We start from the raw sequence: 16,452 nt of genomic DNA, 5'->3' as shown, positions 1-16,452 counted from the left end.
CGCGGTACGAGACGAAATGGTCGCACTGTCGTCTACGGTACTCGTCGGGACCGCGATCGTCACCTGTCTGTTCATGTCGTGGGTACTCGGGGCTAACAGCAACTCGCCGCCCTTCGCGCCCGCGATCGGCGCGAACGCGATCTCGACGATGCAGGCCGCGTTCGTGATCGGGCTGCTCGCGGCCGCGGGAGCGCTCATGCAAGGCGGGAGCATCTCCGAGACGGTCGGCGCGGAACTCATCGACGTCGTCGCGATCACGCCGCTGGCGGCCACCGCCGGCCTGCTGACGGCGGCGACGTTCATGGCGATCGGGATCTACACGCGGTATCCGATCCCGGCCGCGTTCGCGACGACGGGCGCGATGGTCGGCGTCGGCCTCTCGCTGGGCGGCGACCCGGCCGTGGCGACCTACCGCCGACTCGGGATCTTCTGGGCGCTGGTGCCGATCATGTCCGGCGGGCTGGCGTACGCGACGGCGACGGTCCTGCGGCGCGACGACGTCCCCGAGACGACCGGGGTCCCGCTGCTGGCCGGCATCGTCGGTGCCATCGTCGCGAACGTCCGCCTCGGGGTTATTCCCGATCCGACCGCCGAGCAGGGCACCCTCGCCGGATTCGTCGCCCGGCAGTTCGGCGGCGGGCCGGCGCTCGTCGGCGAGTTCGACCTCGGTACCGCCCTCGTGACGATCGGAGTCGGGGCCCTCGCGTTCTACTGGGTCCGCGAACGGGTTCGCGACTCCGTCGAGGACGGCATCCGCTCGTTCCTGCTCGTCCTCGGCGGCATCGTCGCCTTCTCCTCGGGCGGCTCGCAGGTCGGCCTCGCGACCGGGCCGCTCGAGAACCTCTTTCGAGTGGAACTCGGCCTGCCGGGAATCGTCCTGCTGGCGCTCGGCGCGACCGGCATCCTCGCGGGCGCCTGGATGGCCGCGCCGCGCCTGCTACAGGCGACCTCGCGGGAGTACGCCCAACTCGGCGTCCGGCGCTCGATCGCCGCGCTCGTGCCCGGCTTTATCGTCGCGCAGCTGGCGATCGCGCTCGGGATTCCGATCTCGCTGAACAACATCGTCCTCTCGGGGGTCATCGGTGGCGGACTGGCCGGCGGCTCAGCGGGCGTCTCGCGGCGCAAGATCGGCGTCACAATCACCTTCTGGCTGCTGACGCTGGGGAGTTCGACCGCGGTCGGCTACGGGCTCTACCGCCTGCTCGCGGCCGTCATCGGCGGGTAGTCCCGTTCGAGAACCGGCGTCTCACTCGAGGACCGTCACCGGGCGCGAGGTCCGTTCGACGACGGTCGTGGCGACACCGCGGCCGAGAAACCGCCGGACGAAACCGCGCGTGTCGGACCCGTGGCCGTACATGACGACGTGGTCGACGTCCGCGTCGCTCGCGTACTGCGGAACGACGGTTCTGGGCCGGCCCTCGGCCGTCTCGACTCGAACCCGCTCCGCCGCTGTCGGATCGCCGACCGACTCGAGCAGGTCGGCCGCGCTAGTTCGCGCCCGTTCGGTTCGCTCCTCGCTTCGCTCCAGGATACCGCCCTCGCTGAGCGGCGCGTCCAGGGGGGTTACGACCGCCAGCAGGGTGATCGCGGCGTCGGGAAACGTCTCGAGGGCGTAGGCCAGCGCCTCGTCCTCCCGCGGACGGCCGAGCGTGGGGACGAGGACGCGGTCGGAATCGACCATGGGGACGGGTTCGATCGCCACGGCTATCGGTCTATCGCCGGTATCGTCGCCGACCGATCGGGACGACGATCGGCGACTCGACGGGAGACATTCGGTTACCGTCCTCGAGTCGGTCGATACGCTCGAGCGGTTTGCCGGTTACTCGAGTCGGCCGATCGTACGAAAAGTGATGCCGTCGAAACGGCGGTGAGACCTCCCTCAGAGGACCGCTTGCGCCAGCCCCAGGAAGATGAAGAAGCCGAGGACGTCGGTCATCGTCGTGATGAAGATCGTCGCCGACGTCGCCGGATCCTTGCCGATCTTGTCGAGGAGCAGCGGAATGATCGTCCCGAAGAAGCCGGCGATGACGAGGTTCAACACCATCGACACGCCGAGCACGAACCCCAAGAGGGGGCTCTGATTGAACACCGACGCGATGACGGCGACGAGGACTCCTGTTATGAGACCGTTCGCGGCGCCGGCGATGATCTCGTTGACGACGGCCCGACCCCCGGTCGACAGCGAGATCTGATCGAGGGCGATGCCGCGGACGGTCACGGCCATCGACTGCGTGCCGGCGTTCCCGCCCATCCCGGCGACGACCGGCATGTACACCGCCAGCAGCGTGAACGCCGCGATCGTGTCCTCGAAGAAGCCGACCGCGCCGGCCGCCAGGAACGCCGTCCCGAGGTTGATGATCAGCCACTTGTACCGGTACCGGACCTTCGAGAGCGGGCCGTCGAGGATGCTCTCCTCCTCCTGGACGCCCGTGAACTCGTAGAGCGTCTCCGTCGCCTCCTCCTCGACGACCCGGAGGAGGTCCTCCGCGTAGATGACGCCCATGACGGAGCCGTCGTCGTCCAAGACGGCGACCGAACTCTCGGGGTGCTGGCGGAACACGTCGATGACGTTCTCGTCGGACGCGTCGTACGCGACCGCGGGCGTCTCGAGGACGTGCTCACGGATCTCCACCGGTCCGTCGTCGGCCATCGCCAGTACCTGTCCGGGAAGTTCGCCCACGAACTCCCCGTCGTCGGTGACGAAGATGGTCGGGATCCGGCCGGTCCGGGCCTCGTGGCGCTGGACGCGGTTCGAAATTTCCTCGAGGCCCCGATCGACGTCGACGGTGACGTAGTCGAGGTGCATGAGGCCGGCGGCGCTCTCGGAACTGAATCCGAGGAGGAACTCGACGCGCTCTCGGCGGTCCTCGTCGAGTCGCCGGAGCACGGCGGACCGGGTGTCGTCGTCTGCCAGCGCGAGGATATCCGTCACTTCGTCGGGGTCGAGCCGCCGGACGAACTCCCGCAACTGGTCGGGGTCCATGTCCTCGACGAGCGACTGCTGGATCGTCTCCGGGAGGAGGAAGAACACCTCCCGCTGCCGGCTTCGGGACAACCGCTGGAACTCCGCGGCCGGCGTCGACGACGTCGCGATCGCCTGCTGGACGTCCGTTAGCTGTTCGGCCATACGTCGATGACCTTCACGCCGCCCTAAACGGTTAGGGTAGCGGATAGAAATCGGACGACGGTGTGGCGCCGGCTCCCTGAGAAACTCCGATCGCGAGCAGCAGCGTTGAGACGATACTTTAAACCGCGGGACGCGCCAAGGACGGATAATGAATCTCGAGGAGCTGACGGGGCTCCCGCCCGGCGCGACCGACCACTTCCGGGGGGAGGGAATCGAGGAGCTCTACCCGCCCCAGGCCGAGGCGGTCGAGGCCGGCGCGACCGACGGGGAGAACCTCGTCGCGGCCGTTCCGACCGCCAGCGGGAAGACGATGATCGCCGCGCTCTCGATGCTGTCGGCGGTCCAGCGCGGCGGAAAGGCGCTCTACATCGTCCCCCTGCGAGCCCTCGCCAGCGAGAAGAAAGAGGAGTTCGAGGCCTACGAGGAGTTCGGCGTGACGACGGGGGTCACGACCGGCAACTACGAGAGCACCGACGACTGGCTCGCGACGAAGGACATCATCGTCGCGACAAGCGAGAAGGTCGACTCGCTGGTGCGAAACGGCGCCGACTGGCTCTCCGAACTGACCTGCGTCGTCAGCGACGAGGTCCACCTCATCGACGACCGCAACCGAGGGCCGACCCTCGAGGTCACTCTCGCGAAGCTCCGCCAGTTGAACCCGGGGATGCAGGTCGTCGCCCTCTCGGCGACCGTCGGCAACGCCGACGAGATCGCCGACTGGCTCGACGCCGCCCTCGTGGATACCGACTGGCGGCCGATCGACCTCCAGATGGGGGTCCACTACGGGAACGCCCTGAACTTCGACGACGGCTCGACCAGGGAAGTTCCCGTCGAGGGGTCGGAGAAGCAGGAGGCCGCGCTCGTTCGCGACATCCTCCAGGAAGGGGGCTCCTCGCTCGTCTTCGTCAACTCCCGGCGCAACGCCGAGGGCGCCGCCAAGCGACTCGGACAGGTCTCGAGTCGCGAAATCACCGAGGACGAACGCGCCGAACTTGCCGACCTCGCCGACGACATTCGGGACGACAGCGACACCGAGACCAGCGCGGACCTGGCCGACTGCGTCGAGCGCGGCGCGGCCTTCCACCACGCGGGGCTCTCGAGCACCCAGCGCTCGCTCGTCGAGGACGCCTTTCGGGACCGCCTGCTGAAGGTGATCTCGGCGACGCCGACGCTCGCCGCCGGCGTGAACACGCCCGCTCGCCGCGTCATCGTCCGCGACTGGCGGCGCTTCGACCCCAGCGCGGGCGGGATGGCCCCGCTGGACGTCCTCGAAGTCCACCAGATGATGGGGCGTGCGGGCCGGCCGGGGCTCGACCCCTACGGCGAGGCCGTCCTGCTCGCGAAGAGCCACGACGAGAGCGAGGAGCTGTTCGACCGGTACATCTGGGCCGACCCCGAGCCGGTGCGCTCGAAGCTGGCGGCCGAACCCGCCCTCCGGACCCACGTGCTCGCGACCATCGCCTCCGGCTTCGCCCGCACGCGCGGTGGACTGCTCGAGTTCCTCGAGGCGACCCTCTACGCGAGCCAGTCGAGCGAGGCGGGCCGGCTCGAGTCGGTGACCGACGACGTGCTGGATTATCTCGAGCGGAACGACTTCATCGAGCGCGAGGCGCCACGCGCCTCGGGACGCTCGAGTGGGTCACCGCGAGAGCGCGAGCGGGACAGCAGTGGCGACGAAGCGGACGGCAGCAACGACGGACCGTTCACCTCCGCAGCCGACCTCGCCGAACAGCAGGCGGCGAAGCGAGAGGAGACCCTCGAGGCGACCAGCCTCGGCCACACCGTCTCGCGGCTCTACCTCGATCCGATGAGCGCCGCCGAGATCGTCCACGGCTTAGAGCGGGCCGACGAGCGCCCGACCGCGCTCGGCCTCTACCAGCTGGTCTCGCGGACGCCGGACATGTACGAACTCTACCTGCGCTCGGGCGAGGACGAGCAGTTCGGCGAGCTCTTCTACGAGCGCGAGGCCGAACTGCTCGGCGACGCCCCGAGCGAGTACGAGGAGGACCGCTTCGAGGACTGGCTGGCCGCGCTGAAGACGGGCAAACTGCTCGAGGACTGGGCCGAGGAGACCGAGGAGGAGACGATCACGGACCGGTACAAGATCGGGCCCGGCGACCTCCGCGGGAAGGTCGACACCGCCGAGTGGCTGCTCGGCGCCGCCGAGTCGCTGGCCGCGGAGATCGACAGCGAGTGGACCGTCGCCGTCCGCGAGGCCCGCGCCCGCGTCGAACACGGCGTCGGTGAGGAGCTGCTCGAACTCGTCTCGGTCGGCGGCGTGGGCCGCAAGCGCGCCCGTCGGCTCCACGACGCGGGTATCGAGGAACCTGCTGACCTGCGGACCGCCGACAAGGGCGTCGTACTGAGCGTCCTCAAAGGCGAAAAGACGGCCGAAAACATCCTCGAGAACGCCGGTCGCGAGGATCCGTCGATGGACGGCGTCGAGCCGGCCGGCATCGACGTCGACGGTGCGGACACCGGGGACTCGAACAGCGGCGATAAAGCGGCGGCGGCACAGACCGAATCCGACGACAGTCAGTCCAGTCTGGGTGATTTCTGATGGAGCTACTCGAGTGTACCCTCTCGATCGACGACCTCGACGCGTTCGTCGCCGACCTCGGTTCGATCGGCGACCGCCACGACGTAACGATTCAGGCCTTCGACGCCCGCTACGTCGCCGATCGCGCCCACCTCAAGCGGGCCGTCGACCTGGCCGACCGCGCAATTTCCCGCGGCGAGAACGTCGCCCGCGATCGCGCCGTCGAGATCCTGTTGTACGCCGCCGGCCGCCGCCAGATCGACCGCGCTCTCGAGATGGGCGTCGACGAGGGCGAGACCAGGTCCGTGGTCCTCGTTGACAAGGATTCCACCGGAAACGAAGGGGTTCGCGACGACGGCGACGCCGACGAAACGGCTGCCCTCAAGGCCGTCGCCGACCTCGCAGCCGTCGTCGCGACCGAACCGACCCTCGAGGAGTCCGACGAGGAGACGCTCCACTCGTTCTTCGAGATCACCGACGCCGAACGGGCGGCGACCGACGCCTCGCTGTCGGCGCTGGTTCGGGAGCGGGTGGCCTTGCTCGAGGTCGAGAAGTAGCCGGCCCGAGGGAACTCGCGGCCGATGAGATTTCAGTCGTCGGCCGCGAGACGGCCCTCTCTCGCCTCCCGGAGGCCATCGCAGATTCCGCCCTGACTCGACATGTTGACCTGCGCGAGCCGACCCCGCTGGTGGACGAGGTCGAACGAGTCGGCGTCGATCGGCTCGCCCTCGGGCGTCCGGAACAACACGTCGTCCGGCCCCGAGACGAGGTCGATCTCGTGGGCTTTCTCGAGGTAGCGTTCGATCGGTTCCGCGGGAACGCTGACCGCGAACGAGCGGTCGCGGACGTAGACGGCGACCGCCTCAGTCGCGTCGGCGGTCGCACCGACCGCGACATCGTCTCCGTCCGCTTCGGGTCGCTCGAGGTCGCGGGGACGAAGGGCGACGATCGCCTCGGCGTCGAGTCCGGCCTCGAGCAGCGTCTCGACCGCGTCGTACTGGCGGGCGACGCGGGCCTTTTCGTCGAGTTCCGCGCGGACCGCCGCGACGTCGCCGTCTGCGTCCGGAAACGTCTCGGCGAACGAGAGGTCCTCGTTGACGCCGCGGTTGATCTCTGCCTCGTGCATGTGTTCGCGAAGCGTGATCCGGGCCGTCTCGACCGCCGAGAGCGACTCGACTTCGTCGCGGGCGTCGACGGCCATCATCCAGGCGAAGGCGGGCGAACACCACGCCGTCGGGAGCGTGAACTCGACGTCGACGCGGTCGCCGTCGATCTCGATCCGATCGACGTACTCGAGTTCGACGATCGAGCGATCCAGTTCCGGATCGGTGACGCGGTCCAGCCGGTCGCGGACGGCCGTCCGCGAGAGCGCGGACGTCGAACCGTCGGCTTCGGTCCCGGTCATCAGTCGTCGGCCGCCGCGGGTTCCTCGCTGGCGTAGTGGTCCCCGAGATCGAACTCCCGGCTGATCTCGTCGTCCTGGAACTGGCGGCGCTTCTCCTCGATGTCGATATCGTAGAGTTCGGCGGCGTTCTCGCCCATCACCTTCTTCTTGGTCTCGAGGTCCCACTCGACGCCGTACTCCATGCGGTGTTCCTGCGTGAGTTCGGCCTCGAGGACCTCCTCGACGAGCCAGTCGGGATTCCACAGCGCGTAGTCCGAGCCGAACAGGATGCGATCCTCACCGAGCCACCAGAGGAGTTCGGACATGATTTCGGAGAACTTGCCCGGCCGGTTCTGGGCGAACGGCGCGGCGACCGCCAGCCCGCCGTAGACGTTGTTCTCCTGGGCGGCGATCCAGCAGAAGTCGTCGAGGCGGGGGAGTCCGACGTGCTCGACGACGAAGTTGAGTTCGGGGAACGACGAGGCCGCGTCGTCGACGTCCGCCACGTCGAAGGCGTCGCGGTTCAGCGGCCGGATGGTCGGTCCCTTGTGGGCGTGGATGTTCTCGATTCCGAGTTCGGAACACTTCTCTAAGAACTCGAACGCTTCCTCGTCGTCGAGTCGCCACCCCTTCGACTCGCCGCGCCACTCGGCGGTGTAGAGCTTGACCCCCGGAATGTCGTACGACTCGTGGAGGTCCTCGAGGTACTCGAGCCCCTCCTCACCGTCGCGAGGATCGAAGGTGCCGTTGAGCACGAACCGTTCGGGGTGTTCCTCCGCGAGTTCGGCGTTCTGTTCGGTCGTGTTGAAGCCGTCCTCGTAGAAGTCGGTGAGGTACGTCGGCTGGAAGATCGCCATGTCCGCGGCGGCGTTGCCGAACAGGTCCTCGACCATTCGGTCGGCGCCGTACTTCCGATACTCGTCTACGGTCCACTGCCGATCTTCCGGGGTGAACGTCGTGTGATAGTCGTAGAAACACTGGATGAACTCCTCGCCGCCCTCGTGTTTGATGTTCTCCTCCGTGGCGTCCCACAGGTGGACGTGCCCGTCGATGACGAAGATCTCCTCCCCGTTGTGCTGGTACATCGCACAGTGCACGTCGTTACCACACCACATTACTCTTTTTCAGATGCGTTTGAGTTACGATCGCACACTAGTGTTCGGAGCCTAAATAAGCCCGTTCGACGCGTAATACCAATATTCAGACAGTCACGCGAATCGATATCAGTGGGGAATGTTATCACGAGTGACGGCGAACTGTAACGCGATTCCATGCAAGCAGCCAGACTCCACGAGTACACCGGCGAGATGAGCGAGGCGCTCTCGATCGACGAGATCGACCGGCCCAACCTCGAGAGATCGGATCAGGTACTGGTCGAAGTCGAGGGCGCAGGATGGTGCCAGACGGACAACCACATCATCGAAGGGATGTGGGAAGACTACGCGCCCCAGGACCTGCCGATGACGCTGGGCCACGAGAACGCCGGCGTCGTCGCCGAAACCGGCGAGGAGGTGACGCTGGTCGAGGAGGGCGATCCGGTGATCTGTCACCCCGTCCAGACGTGTGGCATCTGTCGCCCCTGCCGGCTCGGCGAGGACATGTACTGCGAGAACAGCGCGTTCAACGGGCTCACGACCGACGGCGGCTTCGCGGAGTACCTCCAGACCAACGAGCGCGCGGTGATCCCGCTGCCCGACGGCGTCGATCCGACCGAGATCGCGCCCCACGCCGACGCGGGGATCACGGCCTACCACGCCGTCAAGAAGGCGGTCGGCGAACTGAACCCCGGCGACACCTGCGTCGTCGTCGGCGTCGGCGGCCTCGGCCACATCGGCCTCCAGTGTCTCGAGGCGATGAGCGCCGCCGACATCGTCGCCGCCGACATCAAGGACGAGGCCCTCGAGCTGGCCGAAGAACTGGGCGCTCGTCACACCGTCAACTCCGCCGAGGAGGACCTCGAGGACGTGATTGCGGACGTAACCGACGACGAGGGAGCCCGGCAAGTGATCGACTTCGTCGGGAGCGACGAGACGACCGGGCTCGCGGCCGACGTCGTCGCCGCCGGCGGCGACCACCACATCGTCGGCTACGGCGGTCACATCCACGAACCCAGCCAGGCGCTCGTCGACGGCGAGTTCTCGTTTCGGGGCACGCTGGTCGGCAAGTACGCCGAACTCCAGGAACTCGTCGCGCTCGTCGACCGCGGCGACGTCGAACTGCGAACCGAACGCCACGACCTCTCGGACATCAACACGGTCGCCGAACGGCTCGAGCACAACGAGATCGAGGGCCGAGCGGTGATCCAGCCGCCGTGAGGCGACCGAAGCGGCCCGAGGTGGGCCCCCGACGGCAACCGTTGCGGTCGTCGCCGGTCAACAGCCGGGAGCTCGCGACCGGCGGCGATCCCGTTCTAACGGCAAAAATTTGGACGGACGGTTTTCGGGCGGTACCTCGGCCGAGTCCCCGGACGGCTCCCGCTCGGCGCGGCGCTCAGCGGGTGGGACGGGACCACGCCTCGTCCGGATCGGAGCGTTCGTATCGAACGCCCCGCCCGCACTCCGGGCAGTTGAACTGCCGGAACTCGACCTGGCTCCCGATGAGCGGCACGGTCTTCGAGGTCCCCTCGCCGCTGAGTCGCATCTCGACGTCACAGACCGAGCACGTCGGCGGATCCGTGATCGGATCGGTCTCTACGGACATCGCGATACGTGTTGTACGTTAGCATTCATCTCACTTCAGCCATTCGCCGACGCCGTTCGACGGAGCCCGAACGGGCCACCGATTCGATCGGCCAATACGCGAGCCTCCGCTCGGCCGCCGCTATCCTCTTGTGTGGCCCCATGATACGCCCTGCATGGCCACCCTCGAGGACCCCATCGAGATCGGCGGCGTCACGATCCCCAACCGGCTCTACCGTGCGCCGCTGCTCGAGTGTGCGGGCAACGGGCCCGACGCCGTCGACGCGCTAATCGACGATCTCGAGCCGGCCGCCGAGTCGGGCGTCGGCCTGATCTGTCAGGGCGCGACGATCGTCCGCGGCGACGGCGGCTGCGCCGCGCCGGGGATGACCCGCGTCCACGATCCCGACTTCGTGAAGCGACTGTCCCGCCTCACGGAGCGAATCCACGACCACGGGAGCCGAATTTTCGTTCAACTCGAGCACGGCGGCCTCCGGAGCATGGAGACCTGGCACGACGAGTACCGCCGGGACCATCCCGGCCTCGAGCAACTCGCGGTCTCGCGACCGCCGTGGCAGCTGCGGCTGCTCGACCGACTCGGGTTTCTCTCCTACGACCCGCACGTCCTCTCGACCGACGAGGTGTACGACCTGGCAGCCGATTTCGGGCGGGCGGCGGCGTCCGCGGTCGACGCCGGCTACGACGGTATTCACCTCGCGGGGGCCAACATGGGTATCGTCCAGCAGTTCCTCTCGCCGTTCTACAACCGGCGCGACGACGAGTTCGGCGGGAGCCCGGAAGCGCGACTCGAGTTCCTCGCCGTCGTCCACGACGAGATCCGCGAGCGGGCCGGCGACGTCCCGCTGATGACCAAAGTCCCCGCGGAGACGCCCGCGCCGATCGTTCGCCGAAAGCTGTCGCTCGAGGACGGCGTCGAGATCGCCCGTCGACTCGAGAAAATCGGCTACGACGCGGTCGTGCCGGTTCAGACGTCGGTCGTCTGGGACATGAGTATCGTCCGCGGGGCGTATCCGGAGCGGGCGTGGACCAACGAGGGATTACAAGCGGAGTACGACGCCGCGTTCGGCGGCGCGATGCGAAAGCGACTCGTCTCGCTGGCTAACCGGATCCAGTCGATACAATACGACTTCGAGCCGGCGTGGAACGAAGAGTTCTGTCAGCGCGTTCGCGAGCGGGTATCGATCCCCGTGCTGGCGGAAGGGGGGATTCGCGAGCGAGCGGAGATGGATCGACTGCTCGGTGGCTCGAGCAGTGAGTCGCTCGGCGAAGGCGAGCCGCCGGCCTGCGACATGGTCGGCATGGCCCGGCCCTTCTACGCCGAACCGCGGCTCGGGGCGCGGCTGCTCGAGAGCGGAATTGGCGGCAACGAGAACGAACGGACGCGCGTTCTCTGTGAGAGCTGTAACAACTGTACCGTGCCGCAGGTCACGGGTGCCCCCGGCATCTGTCGGACGCCGGACGTGCTTCGAGCGCGGGGCGAACTCGAGCGCGAGGGGGCGTACGAACGGCCTGAATCGTAACTTATCCGGAGACGGTACCGTTCGTCAGTTCCTCGAGGGTTCCCTCGACGGTGTAGTCGGGGGCCTCGACGCGGAACTGCGAGTCCGTCGATCCCGCGAAGTGGAGTTGGAGCGTGTACGAGCCGTCATCCTGGATCGGTGCCACTTCGCTGCGGTTCGCATCGATTTGATTGAGAGCGACCATCTGCCCTGCGTACTCGGAATCGGTCGTCCCGTCGATCTCGTACAGTTTCCATTCGGCGTCGACGTTCGACCCCTCGAGCGGGTAGCCGCGGTCCCTCCACCCGCGGAGTCCCTCGTCGATCGCGTACGTGTGTTCGTATCCCGCGTCGATCAGCGAGGCGGCGCGCTGGGACGACAGGTGGTGCGGACACGCACAGTAGGTGACGATCCGGGTGTCTTTCGACCATTCCTCGACCGGGTCGTCATCGATATCGCCCGCCGCCTTCGCCGGCGAGAAGACGGCGCCTTCGATTCGCATTTCGTCGTACTGGGACCGACCGCGCGCATCTGCGAACCGCGCCTCGTCGTTTTTGTACCACTCGTAGACGTCGTCGACCGGGGCTAGCGGAACGTCGACGCCGCTGGGCGTCGAGTACAATTCGTAGTCGAATTCGTTGGCCGCGGTCGCATTGCTGTTGTTCCCGAGACAGCCCGCAACCACGCCCACCGTCGTCGCCCCGCTGACGGCGAGGAACGTCCGTCGGTTCATAGTCGACCACTAGCGGCGACGACGAGATAGGGCTTCTGGTGACGGAAGGCGCTCGTCGGACCCCCTTGTTTCGGGTGGAAATCGCCAGAAGTGGCTGGGGTGGTACTCGAGTCGAAAGAACGGAAGGAGTAGTCCATGCTGGATTCGAACCAGCGTCGAAGCCCCCAGAAGGCTTCAGGATTGGCCGCTACCCTAATGGACTGACATGTTTCGCCGGTCTCGATTACCGACGACGTACCAGTTTGTAGTCGGGGTTTGTATTAGAGTGTTACGGACTCGGTCAGGACCAGCATGAGAAGGCACCCCAATCAATCACCGTCACTTACGGCGATTATCACGCCGGTGAATCGGCGTGTTCCATACGGTGGCAGTTCGCACAGAGGACGATGCAGCGCTCGATCTCCTCGCGAATACTGGCCTTCGAGTGTCCGTTGACCACCATCGTCGCAATACCGTGTTCCTTCTCATCTGGATGATGAAAATCGAGACACGGTGGTCTCCTCTCTCCACACCGATCGCACTCGCAGTGTCGCTCCTTGTACGTATAGAGCCACTCGCGGATCTCCGCACGACGGCGGTCCTTTCGCTCGATTCGCGCTTCGCGGTTCTTGTAGTACCAGCGCTGTTGGCCCGTGAGTTCCTCCCACTCGACATCACCTGGGATATCGACCCAGTCCAGTTTCGGCTGGACGGGCTGTCCGCCAGTCACACACGGATCGAACGTCTCCAATCCTGCACGCTCTTTCGCCGCGTTCCAGCCGTCCAATACGTCCATAATTGTCGCGGACGCCGGAGTCAATCCAAGTTCCTCGTACTGCGCTTTCGTCGGCGACTCGCCGAGCCGTTCGGCGGCCTCCCGCAACGCCTCGAGGCACTCTGTCTCCGTAGTCACATCACGGTTGGCCGCCCGATATCGGATAAACTCTCGGACGATACCGGCGCGACTCTGCCACGAATTAGAACCGACACCCCTTTTTCCCGGTCGCGCGCACGCTCGAGTATGTACGTCGGACGATTCGTCGTCGTCGGCCCCGAGGGTGGCGCCTACCGCGTCTCCTCGAGATCGTTCCCGAACCGCGAGCTCACCGCTCGAGACGAGGCCCTGACCGTGGGGCCCACCGAGGACGCCCCGGAGACGGACAACCCCTACGTCTCCTATAACTGTCTGCGCGTCGTCGAGACGCCGACCGTCGAGACGGTCGCCTTCGGCAACGGCTCGCACGTCGATCCGATCGCGGAGAAACTCGAGTTGGGCTACCCCGCCCGCGACGCCCTCGCGGAGAGCCTGCTGGCGCTGGACTACGAGAAAGACGACTACGACACGCCGCGTATCGCGGCGACGATCGGGGCGGACGGCGAGGCGCTGATCGGCACGGTCCGGAAGGACGCCCTGCTCGTCGAGACCGTCGACGAGCCGACACTGGTCGCGACCTACGAGAAGAACGCCCCCGAGCCGATCGACTTCGAGGCCGAGAGCGCCGAGGCGGCGGCAAGCGAAGCGTACGACCTCGAGTTCGAACACGCGGTCTGTGCGGCCGGCGTCGTCCGGACCGACGACGGCTTCGAGACGGCGATCGAGAACGGCGACTGAGCGCGTCCCCGAGTCCAATCAGCCCAGAAATGTATGCAGCTGGACGACAGTTTTGTTCCTGATGGCTACCGATAGCACCGCTCGCTGGGTACCCGCGGGACGGCCGACGCGCCGCGACCTCGCGCTCGCGTCGCTACTGGCCGCGTTAGCGATCTGGCGGCTCGCGACGGCGGACGCGATCGTCTGGACGGCGGCGGCAGTCGGATTCGTCACGTTCGCGATTGCGGCGGGACCGGCAGCGGCTGCGTCGGTCGGTACGGGGACCGGCTCGTGGTTTCGAGACAGCAGCGTTTTGGGTCGCGTGCTCGTCATCGTCGCGGCCGTCGCGCTCGTCTCGAGCGCGCTCACTGCGTTGAACGTATCGATAGCCATGGTGGCCAGTTTCGTCCACGGCAACGTGCTCGGCGCCGTTGCGATCGTCGGTTTCAAGGGGGTCCGGACGCGCAGGGCGGCGGAGTAGCGGTCTCGACCGACCTCGACGCGACGGGCGGCCAACCTACAAATCCCTCGCGACGGTTACCTTCGAGCATGAAGGTCGGACTCATCTCGGACGTCCACAGCAACCGGGTCGCCCTCGAGGCCGTCCTCGAGGATATGCCCCCCGTCGACGAACTCCTGTGTGCCGGCGACGTGGTCGGCTACAACCCGTGGCCCGCAGAGTGCGTCGACGAACTCCGCGAGCGGGACGTGCCGACGGTGATGGGAAACCACGACGCCGCGGTCGCCGCGACCACCCCGTTTCGCTTCAACGGGATGGCGAAGGCGGGCGTCGAACACGCGAAGAAGCGCCTCGACGACGACCAGTTGGCGTGGCTCGAGTCCCGCCCTGCGGAGCGACTCGAGTGCGACGGACGGGTGAAACTCGTCCACGGTCACCCGGACGATCCCGACCGGTACACCCGCTATACGTATCCGGACGAGTTCTCGCCGCGACTGCTCGGCGACGAGGACGTTCTCGTGCTCGGCCACACCCACGTCCAGGGCGTCGAGAAGTTCGCGGAGGGGATCGTCCTCAACCCGGGCAGCGTCGGCCAGCCCCGCGACGGCGACCCGCGGGCGGGCTACGCCGTCGTCGACCTCGACGCGATGACCGTCGAGACCCGCCGCCTCGAGTACGATATCGAGGCCGTGCAAGCGGCCGTCGCGGAGGCGGGACTCCCCGAACGGATCGGCCGCCGACTCGCCCGCGGGAAGTGACGGCCTCGGGTCGGCGCCAGACCGCGCGGAAACGAACCCTTTTAGGCGCCTTCGGCGGTATGCCCGGATATGGTAGCCACCGGCCACACCGGGCGTACCGACAGGGAGTATCCTCGTCGCGACAGTGGCCGGTGTTGCTGTCGGCCGCGTCCTCGTGGGAGATCGCGCCGACAGCATCGCGTTGGGACCGCTCCGGCCGCGGGCAACCGGGTGAGCGATGTTTCGGCGGATTCGTGAGGACGTCCGGGCGATGGCCGCCCGCGACCCCGCGGCGACGGGCCGACTCGAGGTCCTGTGCTGTTATCCGGGCCTCCACGCCGTCTGGGCGCACCTGCTGCTCCACCGGCTCTGGACCGCCGGCTTCGAACTCACCGCGCGGCTGCTGTCCAACGTCGTGCGGCTGCTGACCGGCGTCGAGATCCACCCGGGCGCGACGGTCGGGAAGCGGGTGACGATCGACCACGGCATGGGCGTCGTGATCGGCGAGACGGCCGCTATCGGCGACGACGTCCACATGTACCACGGCGTCACGCTCGGCGGCGATACGAACGAGCCGGTCAAGCGCCACCCGACCGTCGAGGACGGCGTCCAGATCGGCGCAAACGCGACGCTGCTCGGCGATATCACGATCGGAGAGGACGCGGCCGTCGGCGCGGGATCGGTCGTCACGGACGACGTCGAACCGGGCGCGACGGTCGTCGGCGTCCCGGCGGAACGCGTCGACTGAGCGACGTCGCGAACGGGAAAACGGAACGCGGAGCACGGATCGCTCGAACTGTTCGACTCTTACTGCTGATCGCCGCTTACCACGCCGTCCGAGCCCGCCGGCTCCTCCGACGACGGAACGCCCTCCTCGGTCTCGGCGTCGCTGGCGGACTCGCCGGGCGCGTCCTCGCTCAACGTCTCGTCGGGCGCGGAGCGGTAGCCGAGTTCGAGGTGGAGTTTCGCCGTGCAGTCGAAGGCCTCCTCGTCGAGTTCGGTCTCGTCCTCCTGTTGGTTCATGTAGCCGTTACAGCGGCCGTGCTTGACGATGTTCATCAGCGACGCCGCGGAGCCACACTCCGGGCAGTCGATGTAGTAGTTGCCCTCGTCGCTCTGGTGCCACGCGTCGGGCGTGAGTTCCATGTACGTGGCGTCCTCGTGATCGCGTTGGCTCATAGGCGTACAGAACGGACCGACGCGGGTAAAGAAGGGCCCGGAAGTCGCAACCCGGGCGCCGGCTCGAGGGTCGAAAACCGGTTCGAAGCGACGCTCAGACCAGCGGTTCGACCAGTTCCTCGCCGGCCTCGAGCAGTTCCGCGACCCGCTGCTCGTCCTCGGCCTCGGCGTAGACCCGAAGGACGGGCTCGGTCCCGCTGGGACGGATCAGCAGCCACGAGCCGTCGGCCAATTGCAGTTTGAAGCCGTCGGCGGTGTTGACGCCGTCGACGGCGGTTCCCGCCACGTCGTCGGGGATTTCCGCCTCGAGGTCCTCGAGCACGCGGGTCTTCTCCTCGTCGGGGCAGGCGACGCTGATCTTGTCTTGGACGACGGTGCCGTGTTCGGAGAGCAGCCGGTCCACCCGCTCGTCCAGCGGCTCCTCGGCGTGCATCGCGGCCGCCAGCAGCGCCATTAGGACGCCGTCCTTCTCGCGGACGTGGCCGCGGACGGTGAAGCCGCCCGACTCCTCGCCGCCGACGAGAG

General features: G+C 67.2%; 17 protein-coding genes, 1 tRNA gene and 1 pseudogene. 9 read left to right on the top strand and 10 right to left on the bottom strand.

Going from position 1 to position 16,452, the window contains the following annotated elements; genetic code table 11:
* The first annotated feature begins 16 nt into the window (after window positions 1-16).
* A complete protein-coding gene (locus tag C477_RS04795; RefSeq protein WP_008893318.1) occupies window positions 17-1,225 on the top strand; it encodes an inorganic phosphate transporter in 1,209 nt (402 codons plus the stop codon).
* Window positions 1,226-1,246: 21 nt separating this feature from the next.
* Here the strand turns inward: C477_RS04795 and C477_RS04790 are convergent, their stop codons facing one another.
* The gene (locus C477_RS04790) at window positions 1,247-1,681 is read right to left on the bottom strand and encodes a universal stress protein (RefSeq protein ID WP_008893317.1); all 435 of its coding nucleotides are present in this window, start codon (window positions 1,679-1,681) and stop codon (window positions 1,247-1,249) included.
* A gap of 198 nt (window positions 1,682-1,879) precedes the next feature.
* Window positions 1,880-3,127: a magnesium transporter gene (locus C477_RS04780; RefSeq protein WP_008893315.1), complete on the bottom strand. Its 1,248-nt coding sequence runs from the start codon at window positions 3,125-3,127 to the stop codon at window positions 1,880-1,882.
* 148 nt (window positions 3,128-3,275) lie between these two features.
* Between C477_RS04780 and C477_RS04775 the strand changes: the two genes are divergently transcribed.
* Together C477_RS04775 and cgi121 are read left to right on the top strand one after the other, a co-directional pair.
* Entirely contained in the window at window positions 3,276-5,687 is a 2,412-nt protein-coding gene (locus C477_RS04775; RefSeq protein WP_008893314.1) for an ATP-dependent DNA helicase, read from the top strand.
* Window positions 5,687-6,223, top strand: a complete 537-nt coding sequence (gene cgi121, locus C477_RS04770; RefSeq protein WP_008893313.1) for a KEOPS complex subunit Cgi121 — start codon at window positions 5,687-5,689, stop codon at window positions 6,221-6,223. The genes C477_RS04775 and cgi121 overlap by 1 nt, the downstream gene beginning before the upstream one ends.
* Window positions 6,224-6,255: 32 nt before the next feature.
* On the opposite strand, the gene C477_RS04765 is transcribed toward cgi121, so the two are convergent.
* Both C477_RS04765 and C477_RS04760 read right to left on the bottom strand, forming a co-directional pair.
* The gene (locus C477_RS04765) at window positions 6,256-7,071 is read right to left on the bottom strand and encodes an iron-sulfur cluster assembly protein (protein ID WP_008893312.1); all 816 of its coding nucleotides are present in this window, start codon (window positions 7,069-7,071) and stop codon (window positions 6,256-6,258) included.
* A complete protein-coding gene (locus tag C477_RS04760) occupies window positions 7,071-8,135 on the bottom strand; it encodes an amidohydrolase family protein (protein ID WP_008893311.1) in 1,065 nt (354 codons plus the stop codon). The genes C477_RS04765 and C477_RS04760 overlap by 1 nt, the downstream gene beginning before the upstream one ends.
* Before the next feature lie 186 nt (window positions 8,136-8,321).
* On the opposite strand from C477_RS04760, the gene C477_RS04755 reads away from it, so the two are divergent.
* Window positions 8,322-9,365 (top strand): NAD(P)-dependent alcohol dehydrogenase, encoded by a 1,044-nt coding sequence (locus tag C477_RS04755; RefSeq protein ID WP_008893310.1) that lies wholly within the window; start codon window positions 8,322-8,324, stop codon window positions 9,363-9,365.
* 175 nt (window positions 9,366-9,540) lie between these two features.
* Here the strand turns inward: C477_RS04755 and C477_RS04750 are convergent, their stop codons facing one another.
* Window positions 9,541-9,750: a hypothetical protein gene (locus C477_RS04750; protein WP_008893309.1), complete on the bottom strand. Its 210-nt coding sequence runs from the start codon at window positions 9,748-9,750 to the stop codon at window positions 9,541-9,543.
* 154 nt (window positions 9,751-9,904) lie between these two features.
* Between C477_RS04750 and C477_RS04745 the strand changes: the two genes are divergently transcribed.
* Entirely contained in the window at window positions 9,905-11,269 is a 1,365-nt protein-coding gene (locus tag C477_RS04745) for an oxidoreductase (RefSeq protein ID WP_008893308.1), read from the top strand.
* Between the two features lies 1 nt (window position 11,270).
* Here C477_RS04745 and C477_RS04740 read toward each other — a convergent pair whose 3' ends face one another.
* The 3 genes from C477_RS04740 to C477_RS04730 all read right to left on the bottom strand — a co-directional run bounded on the left by C477_RS04740 (window position 11,271) and on the right by C477_RS04730 (window position 12,873).
* Entirely contained in the window at window positions 11,271-11,981 is a 711-nt protein-coding gene (locus tag C477_RS04740; RefSeq protein WP_008893307.1) for a rhodanese-like domain-containing protein, read from the bottom strand.
* 129 nt (window positions 11,982-12,110) lie between these two features.
* Window positions 12,111-12,183 (bottom strand) — tRNA-Gln (locus tag C477_RS04735).
* Window positions 12,184-12,315: 132 nt separating this feature from the next.
* The gene (locus C477_RS04730) at window positions 12,316-12,873 is read right to left on the bottom strand and encodes a homing endonuclease associated repeat-containing protein (RefSeq protein ID WP_008893306.1); all 558 of its coding nucleotides are present in this window, start codon (window positions 12,871-12,873) and stop codon (window positions 12,316-12,318) included.
* Between the two features lie 108 nt (window positions 12,874-12,981).
* On the opposite strand from C477_RS04730, the gene C477_RS04725 reads away from it, so the two are divergent.
* From C477_RS04725 to cysE, 4 genes are all read left to right on the top strand, one after another.
* Window positions 12,982-13,572: an IMP cyclohydrolase gene (locus C477_RS04725; protein ID WP_008893305.1), complete on the top strand. Its 591-nt coding sequence runs from the start codon at window positions 12,982-12,984 to the stop codon at window positions 13,570-13,572.
* 61 nt (window positions 13,573-13,633) lie between these two features.
* Window positions 13,634-14,032 (top strand): hypothetical protein, encoded by a 399-nt coding sequence (locus C477_RS04720; RefSeq protein ID WP_008893304.1) that lies wholly within the window; start codon window positions 13,634-13,636, stop codon window positions 14,030-14,032.
* Between the two features lie 68 nt (window positions 14,033-14,100).
* On the top strand, window positions 14,101-14,769 hold the full coding sequence (locus tag C477_RS04715; RefSeq protein ID WP_008893303.1) for a metallophosphoesterase family protein: 669 nt from the start codon (window positions 14,101-14,103) through the stop codon (window positions 14,767-14,769).
* A 217-nt stretch (window positions 14,770-14,986) separates the two neighbouring features.
* Window positions 14,987-15,496, top strand: a complete 510-nt coding sequence (cysE, locus tag C477_RS04710) for a serine O-acetyltransferase (protein WP_008893302.1) — start codon at window positions 14,987-14,989, stop codon at window positions 15,494-15,496.
* 59 nt (window positions 15,497-15,555) lie between these two features.
* Here the strand turns inward: cysE and C477_RS04705 are convergent, their stop codons facing one another.
* Window positions 15,556-15,927, bottom strand: coding sequence for a hypothetical protein (locus C477_RS04705; RefSeq protein WP_008893301.1), 372 nt, complete (start codon window positions 15,925-15,927; stop codon window positions 15,556-15,558).
* A gap of 94 nt (window positions 15,928-16,021) precedes the next feature.
* Window positions 16,022-16,452: pseudogene (locus C477_RS04700) on the bottom strand (phosphoglucomutase/phosphomannomutase family protein); the annotation flags it as partial.

Origin of the sequence: Haloterrigena salina JCM 13891, assembly GCF_000337495.1 — an archaeon.
GTDB classification, from domain to species: Archaea; Halobacteriota; Halobacteria; order Halobacteriales; family Natrialbaceae; genus Haloterrigena; species Haloterrigena salina.
This window is presented reverse-complemented; position numbering and strand designations above follow the sequence as displayed.